Origin of the sequence: Halomicrobium sp. HM KBTZ05, from assembly GCF_041530035.1 — an archaeon.
In the GTDB taxonomy this organism is placed as follows: domain Archaea; phylum Halobacteriota; class Halobacteria; order Halobacteriales; family Haloarculaceae; genus Halomicrobium.
Genome location: NZ_CP168057.1, coordinates 809,187 through 823,438, shown reverse-complemented (window position 1 = coordinate 823,438; position 14,252 = coordinate 809,187). Strand labels below are relative to the sequence as shown.

The 14,252-nt window shown below is 65.9% G+C and carries 13 protein-coding genes; 2 read left to right on the top strand and 11 right to left on the bottom strand.

The annotated features are described in order from the left end of the window. Positions 1-208: 208 nt before the first annotated feature. The gene (locus tag ACAH01_RS04295) at positions 209-1,660 is read left to right on the top strand and encodes a BGTF surface domain-containing protein (RefSeq protein ID WP_372480358.1); all 1,452 of its coding nucleotides are present in this window, start codon (positions 209-211) and stop codon (positions 1,658-1,660) included. A 124-nt stretch (positions 1,661-1,784) separates the two neighbouring features. Beyond that, the gene (locus ACAH01_RS04290; RefSeq protein ID WP_372480357.1) at positions 1,785-2,363 is read left to right on the top strand and encodes a BGTF surface domain-containing protein; all 579 of its coding nucleotides are present in this window, start codon (positions 1,785-1,787) and stop codon (positions 2,361-2,363) included. Between the two features lie 24 nt (positions 2,364-2,387). Here ACAH01_RS04290 and ACAH01_RS04285 read toward each other — a convergent pair whose 3' ends face one another. From ACAH01_RS04285 to ACAH01_RS04235, 11 genes are all read right to left on the bottom strand, one after another. Next, the gene (locus ACAH01_RS04285) at positions 2,388-3,746 is read right to left on the bottom strand and encodes an isochorismate synthase MenF (protein WP_372480356.1); all 1,359 of its coding nucleotides are present in this window, start codon (positions 3,744-3,746) and stop codon (positions 2,388-2,390) included. Between the two features lie 163 nt (positions 3,747-3,909). Continuing rightward, complete coding sequence (locus ACAH01_RS04280; RefSeq protein WP_372480355.1) at positions 3,910-4,059, bottom strand: hypothetical protein; 150 nt, start codon at positions 4,057-4,059, stop codon at positions 3,910-3,912. A 148-nt stretch (positions 4,060-4,207) separates the two neighbouring features. Beyond that, positions 4,208-5,275, bottom strand: coding sequence for a TrmB family transcriptional regulator (locus ACAH01_RS04275; protein WP_372480354.1), 1,068 nt, complete (start codon positions 5,273-5,275; stop codon positions 4,208-4,210). A gap of 107 nt (positions 5,276-5,382) precedes the next feature. Then, positions 5,383-5,835, bottom strand: coding sequence for a universal stress protein (locus tag ACAH01_RS04270; protein WP_372480353.1), 453 nt, complete (start codon positions 5,833-5,835; stop codon positions 5,383-5,385). Between the two features lie 125 nt (positions 5,836-5,960). After that, positions 5,961-7,205, bottom strand: coding sequence for an RNA-guided endonuclease InsQ/TnpB family protein (locus ACAH01_RS04265; protein WP_372480352.1), 1,245 nt, complete (start codon positions 7,203-7,205; stop codon positions 5,961-5,963). Positions 7,206-7,369: 164 nt separating this feature from the next. Beyond that, on the bottom strand, positions 7,370-7,570 hold the full coding sequence (locus ACAH01_RS04260; RefSeq protein WP_012807589.1) for a hypothetical protein: 201 nt from the start codon (positions 7,568-7,570) through the stop codon (positions 7,370-7,372). Positions 7,571-7,652: 82 nt separating this feature from the next. Further along, positions 7,653-8,795, bottom strand: coding sequence for an ABC transporter ATP-binding protein (locus tag ACAH01_RS04255; RefSeq protein WP_372480351.1), 1,143 nt, complete (start codon positions 8,793-8,795; stop codon positions 7,653-7,655). After that, on the bottom strand, positions 8,792-9,847 hold the full coding sequence (locus ACAH01_RS04250; protein ID WP_372480350.1) for an ABC transporter ATP-binding protein: 1,056 nt from the start codon (positions 9,845-9,847) through the stop codon (positions 8,792-8,794). Before ACAH01_RS04250 ends, ACAH01_RS04255 begins: the two co-directional genes overlap by 4 nt. Continuing rightward, positions 9,848-10,996 carry an ABC transporter permease gene (locus tag ACAH01_RS04245; RefSeq protein WP_372480349.1) on the bottom strand — a complete coding sequence of 383 codons (1,149 nt, stop codon included), beginning with the start codon at positions 10,994-10,996 and terminating at the stop codon, positions 9,848-9,850. Then, entirely contained in the window at positions 10,983-11,993 is a 1,011-nt protein-coding gene (locus tag ACAH01_RS04240) for an ABC transporter permease (RefSeq protein WP_170095223.1), read from the bottom strand. Before ACAH01_RS04240 ends, ACAH01_RS04245 begins: the two co-directional genes overlap by 14 nt. Positions 11,994-12,000: 7 nt before the next feature. Continuing rightward, positions 12,001-13,887: an ABC transporter substrate-binding protein gene (locus ACAH01_RS04235; RefSeq protein ID WP_372480348.1), complete on the bottom strand. Its 1,887-nt coding sequence runs from the start codon at positions 13,885-13,887 to the stop codon at positions 12,001-12,003. Positions 13,888-14,252: the final 365 nt, after the last annotated feature.

Below are 14,252 nucleotides of genomic sequence, written 5' to 3'. Positions count from 1 at the left end.
GGCCCACCGGAGTAAAACGCTACTGGACCGAACGGCGTCGGCACTGCGACGGCGAACGCTCGAATCGCCCGCGGGTGGCGTAAAATGTCGTTGAAGCATTCGGCGGGGATACTTACGTGGCGGCGGTAGCCGTGACTGGCATGTCAAAGCGATGCCGCCCACAATCGACAGTCCCGCCCACAAACCGACACGAACAGGTGGTGAGACGATGAGACGCCTCGCGACCCTCCTCGCAGCCCTCCTCGTGGGGAGTGCGATCGCGGCGACGCCCGCCGCGGCAGCCGCCGAAACCACGACCGCACCGACCGGTACGACCGCACCATCCGTTCCCTTCGACTACGAAGGCGACAACCTGACGCTGTCTGCCGGCTACGGACAGCAGGTCACCGGCCAGCTCGATCGGCCGGCCGGAACGGAGGTCTCCGTCGCGCTCCGGTCCGAAGAGAGCGACCAGCCGTTCCTCCGAAGAGACTCGGCGACCGTCCAGGACGACGGCAGCTTCGCCGTGCAGTTCGACCTGTCCGTCGTCGAACCCGACAGCGACGCCGTCGCGATCCTCTACGCCGACGGCGAGCGCATCGCCAACCAGTCGGTCCACATCGAGAGCTGTGGCGACGCCTGCACGAAACAATCCCAGAACGCGAGCGACGGCTCGGCGTCGTCGACCGACGTGAGCGGCGACGGGAACGGCGTCCGGCTCGCCGACACCCTCGTATCGGTACGAAACGGCGAGACGGCCGCGTTCGACGTTCAGTTCGGTGACGCAGACACCGCGACGGTCTCGCTCTCGACCGAGGGTCCCGACGGCGAACCGACCTGGGAGATCGTCGCTACGGTTCGCGACACTGACGACGACGGCACCGCGACCGTCCAGTTCGACACCGCCGCGGCGGGCAGCGACGCGCCGACGCTGACCGCCGACGACGAGCTGACGATCACCCGCGAGAGCAGCCTCTCGGACGACGCACTCGATCCCGCAGAATACGCCCTCGCTGTCGACGACGGCACCGAGATCGACGAACCGGAGAGCATCGGCACGGTCGCCGTCATGACCGACATCCAGAACGACGACACCGACGAGGGAGCGGCGAGCGCGGAGACTGGCGACGCGAACGCGAGCGACGGCGTGCAACTGAACAGTTCGATCGTGTCGGTGCGAAACGGCGAGACGGCCGCGTTCGACGTTCAGTTCGGTGACGCAGACGCCGCGACGGTCTCGCTCTCGACCGAGGGCACCGACGGCGAACCGACCTGGGAGGTCGTCGCTACGGTCCGCGACACCGACGACGACGGCACCGCGACCGTCCAGTTCGACACCGCCGCGGTGGGCAGCGACGCGCCGACGCTGACCGCGGACGACGAGCTAACGATCACCCGCGAGAGCAGTCTCTCGGACGACGCACTCGATCCCGCCAGCTACGACCTGGCCGTCGACGACGGCACCGAGATCGACGATCCGGAGAGCATCGGAACGGTCGCCGTCACGGCTGGCACGCAGGACAGTGGAGCGTCGGAGCGTGACGAGACCGACGCAGGCGACACCGACGACGAGGAACCGGCCACGGAGTCACAGGACAACGTGAAAAACGCGAGTATCGTCGGCGGCGGTATCCTCGCCCTGCTCGCGGTGCTCGGGGTCGGACTGCGCCTTCGCGATTAGGCGACCGTCCCGCCAGTCGTCGTCGACCCGTCTCGGTCTCGACGACGCCAGCACAGGTTTGGCAACCGAACGACAGTTTTTATTACCACAATAGCTACAATTGGTTTTGAGATAGGAATCGACGATGACACGCCAACGCCCTCTCGCACTCGTCCTCGTCGCCGTCCTCGTCGGCGCGGCACTGACCGGCGGCGTCGCGGCACAGACAGACAGCACCGAGACACCGACCGCATCGTTCACCCACGAGGAGACACTGACCCTCGAATCCGGCCCGGACCAACAGATCCGCGGGACGACGTCACTGGAAGCGGGCACGGAAGTGACGGTCAGGATCCGGTCGGCGAACGCCAGCGATCCGTTCATGGCGCGGCCGACGGCGACCGTCGACGAGAACGGCACGTTCACCGTCACGGCGAACCTGAGCGACATGTCGCCGGGAACGACGTTCACGGCGACACTCCGCATCGATGGAGAAGCGTACGCGGAAACGACCGGGCAGGTCGTCGAGTGCACGACAGCGTGCGATTCGACGACCGAGACAGAACAGGCGACAGCGGCGACCGCGTCCAGCACGGCGTCACCGACGGGCGAAACGGTCACGGAGCCGACGCCGACGGCGAGCGACGGCCCCGGCTTTGGCGTCCTCGGCGCGCTCACCGGGCTGGCGCTCACACTCTCCGGTCTCGTTTCGACCCGCAACTGACGGCCGGCCACCGAGCGTGCCAGCCTACGGCAGCTCGATTTCGAGCGCGTCCAGGATCGGTTCGAACCGCGACCGCACCTCGCCGTACTCCGTCGCCGGGTCGCTGCCCGTGACGATGCCCGCGCCGCCGTACAGCGCGAGCCGTTCGTCCCACGTCAGCCCCGCGCGGATCCCGACGACGAAGGTGCCGTCGCCGTCGCCGTCGACCCAGCCGACCGGCGAGGCGTACCAGCCCCGGTCGAACGGCTCGACGTCGCGGATCACGTCGCTGGCCGCGCGTCGGGGCGACCCGCCGACTGCCGGCGTCGGGTGGAGTCGCTCGGCCAGCGAGAGCACGCTCGTCTCGTTCGGGACCGTGGCCGTGATCGGGCGATGGAGGTGCTGGAGGTTCGTGATGCGCTTGATCGACGGTTCGGCGACGGTCACGTCGTCGGCGACCGGACGCAACGCGTCGGCGATCGTGTCTGCGACGATGCGGTTCTCGACCTGGTACTTCTCGTCGCCCAGCATCGCGTCGGCCAGATCGGTGTCTTCGGCGGCGGTCTCGCCCCGATCGGTCGTCCCCGCCAGTGCCTCCGTCTGGACGTGGCCGTCCGCCAGCGCGACCAGCGTCTCGGGGGTCGCTCCGAAGAACGTCCGTCCCGGCGTCGGTGAGAAGCAAAACGTCGTACAGTTCGGGTACGTCTCGCGCAGGCGCGAGAGCACTGGGGCGACCGGAACGGGAGCGTCGAGGTCGACCGTGAGTTCCTGTGCGAGAACGACCTTGTCGAGTCCGTCGCTCTCGATGCGGCCGATCACGTCGTCGACGGTCTGTTCCCACTCCTCGCGGGACAGCGACCAGTGGAACGCCGTCGCCTCCGGCCCGGTGCCGTCGTGGGTGCCAGCGTCGGCCAGGCGGTCGGCCCAGTCGTCGAGTTCGCTCGACAGCTCGGAGCGTTCGTCTTCCGGAACCGTGACCGTCAGCCAGGTCGCGTCTTCCCCGGCGACGATCTGGGCCCGCGGCAGGACGAACGTGCCGTCGTCGAAGGCACGCCAGTGGCTCTGTGTGTCGGCGGGCACGGTGTTGCCGTCGAAGAAGGCGAACCCACCGACCGCGCGAGGGGCGGCGATCTCGGGGGCGTCTGGTCCGTCGACGGCTCCGAAAAGCTCCGTCAGGCGGTCGTCTGCGGTCTCGAATCGATCGGGGCTGTCGACCGTCACGGCGGCTGTCGCGCCGACGGCGAGCAGGTCCGGCTCCTCGGGATGGAGCCAGCAGAATCGCCGCCGATCGGGGACGGCACCGGCGGCAGCGAGCGGGGACACGTCGATTCGTCGGGACGCGGAGACGTACGTTTCGGCACCGACCGAAGCCGGCTCGGTCTCGGCCGCATCCTGTCTACTCATCAGCTAAGATTAGGAGTGGCAACTTATATTTCGCTCGTTCCAGCGAAGGCCAGCGGGGGCGAGAGCGGGCACGGAACCGGTAGGCTCGTGTTAACCGGTCGTCCGTCCGCCGCGTCTCGCCGTCCGGGTGGCGACGGCCGTGCAACAGTGACAGCCAGTAGTGTCACTCCGAGTAGCCTTCTTGCAGGAACGCACCCTCAGTCTCGTACACTGAGACGATCTCCTCGATGAACGCCTCGGACGACTCGTCGTCTTCCTTGTGAGCCTCGATGCGCTCTTTGAGTTCGTCGCTGATTTCGATCGTGTGGCTCATACCTGGAGCACCGCCACCACACACGTCGAGGTCGGCGGTGAAATAACCCACAGTCGGTCCAGACTGTCGGCTGTCACCGTCGCGAGCTATTCGCGACCAGCGTCACGGGAGACTGCACGGACGGACAGCTGGCGGTATCGAGACGGCTCTACTCGACGGCGTCCAGCCGGCGGAGCCTGACAGAGCGAGACTGGTAGTCTTCGATGAACGACCCCTTGCCGCCGACGCTGACGATCCCGTCGCCGGTGTCGATGAAGAAGCTGTTTTCCAGCGTGAAGTCGTTGCTCGTGGGCTCGATGAACGCCTGTCTGATCTCGGTGATCGGGCCGGCCACCGTCGCCCCCGACTCCGTCTCGACTTCGGCGTGCAGGTCGACGCCGGCCTGTTCGTGTAAGGTCGCGTGCAGCGTCGCCTGCCGGAACCAGTCGTAGCTCCTGGGCAGTGGGTCCGGATCGGTGACGTACAGCTCCGTCGCGGCTGGCCAGTAGGCGCTGAAGTACATCCCGAGAATCGAGCCCGACAGCTGGGGTTCCGAGACCGTCACGGCGACGTCGTCCGTGTGTGTGCCCGAGACGATCGTGGAGTCGCCGATCATCGCCGCCGCGTCGTCGACCGTGTAGACCAGCGGGAGGCTCTCCCCCCAGTACCGGACCACGTCTGCGATCCCGGCGAACTCGCTGCCGTCGCCGTCGACCTCGTCCATCCCACCGATCAAGAGGAAGACGACCACGTCGCTGTCGACGGCGGTGCGCAGCTCCGACTCGATCTCCGGGAAGACGTGTTCCGGAACCGCCAACAGCAGCTCCTGTCTCGCCGCCGAGATCGCGCTCTCGATGCGTTTGAGCGCCGTCTCGCGGGACTTGATCATCTGGATCTCCGGGGTCTCCGGCGTCGTCTCGTTGAAGCGCGCTTCCAGCGACGGCCTGATCGAGTCGAGACGGTCCGAGAGGTTTTCGATCGCCTCTGCGGGCGGCAGCGCCCGAATCGTCGTCGGAGAGGCGTGGTCGTTGACCCGCACGAGCCCCCGACCTTCGAGTCGCTCGGCGATGTTGTACACCGCCCGCTGGGTCACGTCCGTCGTCTCGGAGACCGTGCTCGTCGAGGCCTCCCCACACGCGAGCAACGCGAGGTACGTGTCGATTTCCGTATCGGAAAGTCCGAAGACGCTCAGCTCATCTCGGAGCTGTTCGTCGTCGTGTTCGTCTGAGGTCCCCATTACCAGTGCAGTAGAACGGCTGCGGCCATGTACGTGTTCATCTCGGAACCACCGCGGGTTCCGGCGATCCCGCCGGGGCTCTCGTGAAGCAGGGATAGCCGGCGGTGTTAGTCCATCGCGACGGTGACGTAGCCGCCGAAGTCGAGGATGACCCGCTGTGTTCGGTCGCCAAAGACCGCCTTGCCGGTCGGCGAACGACGCCGGCCCGGCAGGAAGATGTGATCGCAGTCCGTCTCGTCGGCGAGCGCGATGATCCGGTCGGCCTGGTCCTCGTCGGCGACCTCGACGCGCACGTCGTAGGCGATATCCTCACCCAGGACCTCCTTTGCCAGGTCCGAGACGTCGCTCGCGAGTCCGTCGAGGATCGCGCCCTCGTCGTAGGTGGTGTGTTCGACCTTCCCGATGGCGTCGAGCGTCTCCGCGACTTCCTCGTACTCGTCGGTCGTCACGAGCGAGAGGACGACGAGGTCGCTGTCCGAGCCGGCGGCGAACGAACGCGCGCGGTCCAGCAGTTGGCGATCACGATCGATATCTTCGACGACGACGAGCGCATCTGACATTGTACTGGCTGTCACGTCAGCGTAGAACATTAAAACAGTGTCGCAGTCAGCGCGGGTCGTCGTCGCCCAGAACCGCCACGACGCCGCCCAGAACGGCCGATCGTTTACTGTAAGCTAACCCACGGCTAAAGCCGTGGGCTTTCAGCGTGGACTCCCGCTCTGGCCGAATCTTCGGCAGGAGGGGCAAACTCTCCGTTCGCGTTCAGCGTCCCGCTGTTCAAGCGCACGCCTACGGGTGCGCCTCCACCGGAGCCAGTTTGGTTCCGGCGGAGATACCGCAAACCGATGTTCTTCGCCGCGTTGTAGTCGGCGTGGTTCTCGTAGCCGCACTTCTGACACTCGAAGTCCTCACCGTCGCGGTTGTCCGGGTGCGTGAAGCCACATTCAGAACACCGGCGCGACGTGTTCTCCGGGTCTACCTGTTCCACGGAGATGCCATACTCTGCGGCTTTGTACTCGACGTACTCGTACAATCGATTGAACGCCCATTTGTGTCCCCACGACGCTCCGGTTCGGTCACGAATCCCGTTCAGGTCTTCAAACGCGATTACGGAGCAGTCGTGGTCACGGGCTTCAGCCACCAACTCGTTGCTGATCCGATGGAGGGTTAGCTTGAACCGACCCTCCTCTTTCCGACCGACCGACTGGATGTTCTCGTGCGCCCACCGCGTCCCGCACGATTGGAGATCACCACGACGACGTTCGTACTCACGTCGCCAGTGGTCGAACTCATCACCAGTCCAGAAAGAGCCGGTCGAGACGACGGCGAGGTTGTTCACGCCGAGGTCAACCCCGAGAACCGTTCCGTTCTCGGTGGTCGCCTGTTCCGACGTGTCAGGCTCCACTTCCTTCTTGCAGTGGATGTGGAGCATCCAGTTGCCGTTCGTGTAGTGCAGCTCTGCCCCCGTGGTTTCGTACTCGTCGGAAAAATAGTACTCTGCGTGGGGCGTGCCTCGATCGCCGTCGGGGAGGACGTAATCAGCTTCGATCCGACCGTCCGTGGTGGCGAGGCTCACGTAGTCGTCGTAGAACGTGGCAGTGCGGTGGTCGTAGACGAGGTGTGGACTGGTGAAATAGGGCTTCGACGCTTTCTCGCCCTGTTTCCACTTCTTGACAACACTCTTGCAGGCTTCAGCGGCCTTGTTCCGAGCGGCTTGGACGTGGTTGCTGTGCAACGCCGTCTGTTCGCGCACATCGTCGTAAGTGTCGTTGTTGAGCGTGGTCTTGCTGGTCGTGACGTAGTCGTCGCGGAAGGCGTGGTCAGTCACGTAGTTGGCGGCCCAGAGGAACTCGTCGATGGTGTCTCGGAGAAGCGCAGTGTCGGCACTGTCCACGTCGAGTTTGACGGGGACAGTTCGCCGCTTCTCCATGCTTCATATGTAGGTCGGATACTTCAAAGGCATTGGGGAGTTGGTCCTGTCGTAGTGGGTGGATTGTTGCGTGGGGTTTACGCGCTTCCTCCCACCCCTGAAGGGGTGGGTTTCCGCGCTGTGTCCGCTGTGAAGAGATAGGCCGAGCGGGACCGTCGACAGTATCAGCCGAGTAGTTCCTCGAAGGGGTCCCAGTCGGCGTAGATACACGCCGCCGAGCCGAGGAAGACGGCCCCGAGCATCGCGCCGCTGAGCACCGAGATCACGAACGTCCCCGTTCCGGGTTCGATCGTCGGCGTCGCCAGTCCGAGCAAGGCGAGCAACACCGCACTCGACACGAAGAAGCCACGCAGGACGATCGTCATCGGTGGGTACGCTCCGGTAGGGCCGCGTCGATAATCGGGCTTTCGTTCGTCGCGTGGGTGTCGAGTGTGGTCGCGCCCATGCTCAGTCGTTCAGTGTCGGCGACTCGGCGGCTTCGACGCCGTCCAGCGGTTCGCTCTCCCAGTAGTCGTGGTCGGGATCGGTGCGGTGACAGGCGGCACAGCGTTCGTTCGCCGTCGCCGCCTCCTCGCCCAGTTCCGGGGCCGTGGTGGTACAGGCTTCCCGAGCCTCCGGACAGCGAGTGTGGAACCGACAGCCCGACGGCGGATTCACCGGGTCCGGGATGTCGATCGAGCGGACCGGCGGATCGGTCATCTCCTGGGCAGTCGGGTCAAGATCGGCGGTCGCCCAGCGCAGCACCTTCGTGTAGGGGTGCTGGGGGTCGTTCAGGACCTCGTCGGGCGGGCCGATCTCGACGATCTCCCCGAGGTACATGATGCCGATGCGTCCGCCAGCCTCCTGTGCCAGATAGCGCGCGTTCGAGAGGTTGTGACTGATGAACACGAACGAGGTGTTGAACTGTTCTTGCAGCTCCAGGAGGAGGTTCATCGTCTCGACACGCAGCGACACGTCCAGCGCCGAGACTGCCTCGTCGGCGAGGATCACGTCCGGATTCATCAGCAGGGCACGGACCAGCGCGATCCGCTGCTGTTCGCCCCCCGAGAGCTGGTGGGGGAACCGATGCGCGTAGTCTTCGGGTGGCTCCATGCCCACCCGGTCCAGCAGCGCGAAGATCCGCGCCCGGCGGTCCTCGGTGGACATCTCGGGGTCCCACTTCTTCAGGGGCGCTTCCAGCGTCGTCAGGACCTTCCGGTTGGGGTTGAGCGCCGCGCCGGGATCCTGGTGGATCATCTGGAGGGAGCGCCGAATGTCGTCGAAGGGAACGGTCACGTCCCCGCGGCCGTCCTTGGCGTCCCACACGTCTTGCCCCCGGTAGGAGACGGTCCCATCGGTGGGGCGCTGGACGCCGATGATCGTCTTGCCCAGCGTCGTCTTCCCGCACCCAGACTCCCCGACGAGTGCGAGTACGTCGTTCTCGGGGATGTCGATCGACACGTCACTGACCGCCTGAACGGTCTCTGGCTCGTCGAACAGCGACTCGACGACGCCCTGCTCTTTCTCGAAGTCGACCGAGACGTTCTCCAGCGACATCACGATATCGTCGTCGTCCCGGGTGGTCCCCGTCGTCGTGGCGCGGTCGCTCACGCGTCGGACACCTCCGAGAGGTCGAACGGAACGGCGTCCTCGGCCTCGTCGTAGTGGAAGCAGGCCGAGCGGTGGTCGTCCTCGACGTCGACCCACGGCGGCGTCTCCTCGTGACACTCCCTGGTCGCGAGCGGACACCGCGGCGCGTAGTGACAGCCCTCGGGGACGTGGGCCGGGTTCGGCGCGGTCCCCTCGATCGGTCGCATCGAGTCGGTCGGCGCGTCGAGGTTCGGCACGGCCTGCAACAGCGCCCGCGTGTAGGGGTGTTTCGAGTCGTGGGCGATCTGCGTTGCGGTGCCGACCTCCGCGAGTTCGAAGGCATAGAGGATCGCCAGTCGGTCGGCCAGTCCCGCGACCAGCGGGAGGTCGTGGGTGATAAAAAGGATCGTCAGGTCGTACTTCTCCTTGATGTCGGCCAGCAAGGAGAGGATCGAGCGCTGCATCAGCAAGTCCAGCGCCGCCGTCGGCTCGTCCATCAGGAGTACCTGCGGTTCGAGGATCAGGCTGAGTGCGATCAGCGCCCGCTGGCTCATCCCGCCCGAGAGTTCGTGGGCGTACGAGTCGAGCACGCGGTCGGGATCGAGATACAGGTCCGACAGCAACTGCCGGGCCCGGTCCATCCCCGCCTCCACGTCGTAGTCGTGGGCCGCCAGCGTCTCCTCGAAGTGCCCGCGGATCGACATGGTGGGGTTGAACGACGACAGCGCGCCCTGGAACACCATCGACACTTCCTCCCAGCGGAACTCTTTGAGGTCCTCGGCCGAGAGGTCGAGAACGTCGACCGGTTCGCCGCCGTCTTCGGGGTGGTAGGTCACCTCCCCGGTCGTGATCCCGGGTTCCTCGACGGCGTCCATCATGGCGTTTGCCAGCATCGACTTGCCGCTGCCGGACTCGCCGACGACGCCGAGGATCTCGCCCCGGCGGAGGTCGATCGACACGTCGTCCAGTACCATCGCGTCTCGGTGCTCCAGGTCGTAGGTGACACAGACGTTGCGGGCCTCGATGATCGGGTCCGCGCTGTCGGGGCCACCCTGCGTGCGTTGTCCTTGCATTCAGATCCCTCCCTCGTCGTCGTCGCTCGCGACGGTCTCGGCGTGGCGGGCACGGACCCGCGGATTGAAGATCCGGTCGGCTCCCTGGGCCAGCAGCGTCAGGCCCAGCGCGAGGCCGATGACCGCGACCATCGGGACCAGCAGCCAGTGGAACGCGGCGGGCGAGGAGATCGCGCCGGCACGGTTGACGGCGGCGTTCATCATGACGCCCCAGTTGCTGCTGTTGTACGGCAAGACGCCGAGGAAGTACAGGCCGACGACGCCGAAGATGACCGCACGAGCCTGCTGGACGAAGTTCATCGTGATGTAGGGCATCAGGTTCGGGACGATGTCCCCGGAGATGATGACCGAAGTCTCCATCCCCATGATGCGGGAGGCTTCGACGTACTCGGCGTCGCGCAGCGTCAACACCTGCGAGCGGATGGCGCGTGCCAGCCCCGCCCAGGCGTTGATCGTCACGAGGATCCCGATGACGACCGGGTTGCCCTCGATCTGGAGCGCCGAGGCCAGCACGATCGTCAGCGGGAGCCCCGGAATAGTCATCATGACGTCGGTGACGACCATCAGCACCCGGTCGGCGGTGCCGCCCTTGTAGCCGGCGATGGTCCCGAAGACCGTCCCGAGACAGACCGTAAAGACCGCGCCCGAGGCGACCATGGTCAGCATCGACGGCGTGGCGTGGACCACCTGCGAGAGGAGGCTCACGCCGGACTGTGTCGTTCCCAGCGGGTACTCGAGCGTCCGGAAGGCCCCGATCAGATAGCCGCCCTGGTTGGGCGACGGTTCCGTGACGAGCAGGAGTCCGACCGTCCCTACGAACAGGTAAAACAGGACGACGAGCACACCCGTGCGCGCGCGCCAGTCGCTCCAGACGATCCGGGCCGGCGCGAGGAGCTTCTCGTCGATCCACTGTCGCCGCCGTTCGGCGTCGGTCATCGACACGTCGGCCATCTGCTGGAACTCCGAGACTGACGAGGAGCCCCCGTCGGCCGCGACGCGGCCGTTGCGTGCGTGGCCCGAGATGGCACCCCGCTCGGGCGTGCGATCCTCGTCGGTAAAGCGGTCGGGGTCGTCGGTGAGTCCGTCGGCGACGGCGGCGAAGTCGCTCTCGTCCACGTCGTCCGCATCGTGACGATCAGTAGGACTCACGAGAGCCACCTCCCTTGGCTCGCGGATCGAGCACGCCGTAGGTCAGATCTGCGACGGTGATGCCGATGACCATCGCGATCGTGATGACGATGAACCCGCCCATCATCAGCGGGTAGTCCCGCGCGTTGATCCCCTGAATGAGGTAGAAGCCGACGCCGGGGTAGGCGAAGATGTTCTCGATGATGACCGCGCCGCCGAAGACGGTGCCGATGGCGATCATCAGCCCGGTGTACATCGGCAGGATGGCGTTGCGAGCGACGTAGCGCATCGCGATCCGCCGGGTCGAGAGGCCCCGCAGGCGTGCGACCCGGAGGTAGTCCTCCCCGAGCACGCGAATCGAGTTGCCCCGCATCGACAGCGCCCAGCCGCCGAACCCGACCAGCGCCATCGAGGCGATCGGCAGGGCACCGTGATAGAGGACGCTACCCAGGAACGAGGCGTTGAAGCCGACGGTCAGCTCCGAGGCGTACCGCCCGCCCGTCGGGAACAGCTGCATGCGGTAGCCCAGATACGAGACGAACAGCAGTGCGAGGACGTAGCCCGGCGTCGAGTTCAGCACGAGCCCGACGCCCGTACTGGCCACGTCGAATCTCGATCCCTCTCTGTAGGCCATGAACGCGCCCAGCGAGACGCCGATGGTAAAGGCCAGGAACAGCGCCGTCGCCGTCAGGAACACCGTCCACGGGATGGCCGGCCCGATGATCGACATCACGGGGTCGCCGTAGCGCGTCGAGACGCCGAAGTCGCCCTGCAACATCGCGGCCATGTACTCGTAGTACTGGACGTACATGGGCTCGTTCACGGCGATGTTGGTCTGGGCCGCGATGCGAGCGTTGATCTCGGACATCGAGAGGTCGCTCCCGCCCTGCTGGACGGCCTGGGCCCGCAGGTAATCGAGCGGGCCGCCCGGCAGCAGTCGGACCAGTCCGAAGCTGGCCGAGATCACCACGTAGACGGTGAGCACCGATTGCGCGATGCGTTTCAGTACGTAGCTCATGGCGCTCCTACTGGTTGGCTGTCGACAGCTCGTCGACGATGTCGACGGGTGTGACGGTCTCGCCGTCGCGTTCCTCGTCGTGGAGGATCGGCGATTCGAACTCGCCTGGGAGATTCCAGGCGTTCTTGGCGTCCCAGCTGTTGAAGATCCAGTCGAAGTGGAAGTACGGGTACGAGTGGTCGTAGGAGGCCCACCCCTGCAGTCCGACGACGAAGTCGCCGTTGGAGTAGTCACTCCCCCAGTACGTGGAGTTGTCGAGCATGATGGACTCGGCCTTGATACCGAAGTCCTTGAGGTTCGAGACGATCGTCTCGACGCCGGTCACCCAGTCCGAGAAGCCCGACGGCCCCTTGATCGGCAGTTCGAGGGGTTCGCCGTCCTTCTGCCAGGTGCCGTTCTGTTTCTCGTAGCCGGCGTCGCGAAGCAGCGACGCGGCCGCTTCGGTCTGGGACTCGCCCGGGCCGTAGGTCTCGAACTCGTCGGCGACGCCCTCGAGCCAGCCGCCCTCGATCTGGTCGTTGAACTCGCCGGTCAGTCCGCTGGGGTAGGTGACCGCGAGCTTGGACTGGGTGCCCGCACCGGAGTTGAGCGCCGCGTTCTCGCGGTTGACGACGTGGGCGATCGCCTTGCGGACCCGCACGTCGTCGACGGGCTCTTCCTCGAAGTTGAACATCAGCCCCATCCCCCAGTGACGCGGGATGAGACTGACCTGCATCGAGTCGGGCAGCTGGTTCAGCCGGTTCTGGGGCATGAACAGCGTCGCGGACCCGTCGGTCTCGTTGTTGATCAGCGAGTTCCAGCGCCCCTGGTTCTGTGGCTTGTAGAGGTACTCGGCCTCGGGGACGGTGATGTTGTCCGCGTCCGGGTGGTCCTCGTACTTGGTCAGCAGCGTGCGCTGGCTGTCGGCGTCCTCGAACTGGAAGGGGCCACAGCCGACCGGTTCGGGGGTCGTGTCGTTGGTGAGGTCGCTGAGCGCCGACGCGCGCTCGTCCTCGTCGGCGGCCTCGTCGAGTGCGGTGACGAACTCCCCGTAGGAGTCGTCGTGGGCGGTGAGGCGCTTGGGCTGGAGGTACGCGAGCAGGATCGTCTCGCTCGCGGGTTCGGCCAGCGTGATCTCGACCGTCGACTCGTCGACCGTCGTGACCCGGTCCGACACCGCGCCCATGTCCTCGGGCGCGACGAAGTTGCCCAGGGAACCGCCGTTGTAGATGTCGAGTTTGACCTGGTTGGCCACGTCCGTCGCGGTGACGGCGTCGCCGTTGTGCCAGGTCAGCCCCTCGCGGACGGTGAGCGAGACCGTCTCCTCGCCGACTTCCCAGTCCTGGATGGCGTAGCCAGTGTACTCCTGGGTCGCGAGGTTGTACTTCATGAACCGATCGAACAGCAGCCGGCGAGCTTCGCCGTAGTTTTGCCCGTTCCAGGGATTGTACTGCGAGTCCTGGGGGACGGCCCACTGTGCGAAGGTCAGGCGGTCGTCGTCGGAGTCGTCCGTCGCCGTCCACTGACCCTCCCGCGGGAGCCACTCTGTGGGCCAGTACGTCTGGACCGCGTCGCTGTCGGCACCGGGCACGTTCCAGTCGTCGGTCGACTGGAACGACTGGGCGAGTTTCTCCATGACCGGCAACACCGGGAGCGTCTGGTTCGTGATGTAGGCCAGCTCCTGAATCTTGCGCTGGGCCTCGCTGGTGGCCTGGACCGCCGTTGCGGTCTCGGTGTCGGTGTCGCCCGCGTCGGTCTCGTCGCCGCCGTCACCGGACGCCTCGGTCGCCGTCTGCTGGGCCTGCTGTCCGCCACAGCCCGCGAGGCCGGCGATGCCGGCCAGGCTGACGCCGCTGACGAAACGGCGACGGGAGAGTATCGACTGGTGCTCGTGATCGGTATGATTATTCGCCATGTTCGTCTACTGCTGTGGGACACCCCCACAATAAAAATTCCGGTAGAATAGGTTCTTCGCGGTTCTCGTAGAACTTAAGTGGGAGTCTCGCTTCGTCGTTCGTGAACGAAAGCAGGCGAGCCGCCTGCACGTCGTCGAACACCGACCCACGATGACACAGCACAGCACGCACCGGCCGAGAACGGCCACGAGATCGCCCGACGCGGCGACGGCACCGACTCGACCGGTTCAGCGACGAGGCACGACCGGGCGACCAACTAGACGGAGCCACAGGGACGAACCTCGCGTTCGTCCCCCCGTCGAGGCTCTCGAACGAACGCTTCGTTCGAGACGCACAGACAGCCACGCCCCACGGACTGGCCGCC

Bases quoted from the DNA above. Each gene is read 5' to 3' on its own strand.
- ACAH01_RS04295 (WP_372480358.1), top strand. From the start codon at position 209: ATGAGACGCCTCGCGACCCTCCTCGCAGCCCTCCTCGTGGGGAGTGCG.
- ACAH01_RS04290 (WP_372480357.1), top strand. From the start codon at position 1,785: ATGACACGCCAACGCCCTCTCGCACTCGTCCTCGTCGCCGTCCTCGTC.
- ACAH01_RS04285 (WP_372480356.1), bottom strand. From the start codon at position 3,746: ATGAGTAGACAGGATGCGGCCGAGACCGAGCCGGCTTCGGTCGGTGCC.
- ACAH01_RS04280 (WP_372480355.1), bottom strand. From the start codon at position 4,059: ATGAGCCACACGATCGAAATCAGCGACGAACTCAAAGAGCGCATCGAG.
- ACAH01_RS04275 (WP_372480354.1), bottom strand. From the start codon at position 5,275: ATGGGGACCTCAGACGAACACGACGACGAACAGCTCCGAGATGAGCTG.
- ACAH01_RS04270 (WP_372480353.1), bottom strand. From the start codon at position 5,835: ATGTCAGATGCGCTCGTCGTCGTCGAAGATATCGATCGTGATCGCCAA.
- ACAH01_RS04265 (WP_372480352.1), bottom strand. From the start codon at position 7,205: ATGGAGAAGCGGCGAACTGTCCCCGTCAAACTCGACGTGGACAGTGCC.
- ACAH01_RS04260 (WP_012807589.1), bottom strand. From the start codon at position 7,570: ATGACGATCGTCCTGCGTGGCTTCTTCGTGTCGAGTGCGGTGTTGCTC.
- ACAH01_RS04250 (WP_372480350.1), bottom strand. From the start codon at position 9,847: ATGCAAGGACAACGCACGCAGGGTGGCCCCGACAGCGCGGACCCGATC.
- ACAH01_RS04240 (WP_170095223.1), bottom strand. From the start codon at position 11,993: ATGAGCTACGTACTGAAACGCATCGCGCAATCGGTGCTCACCGTCTAC.
- ACAH01_RS04235 (WP_372480348.1), bottom strand. From the start codon at position 13,887: ATGGCGAATAATCATACCGATCACGAGCACCAGTCGATACTCTCCCGT.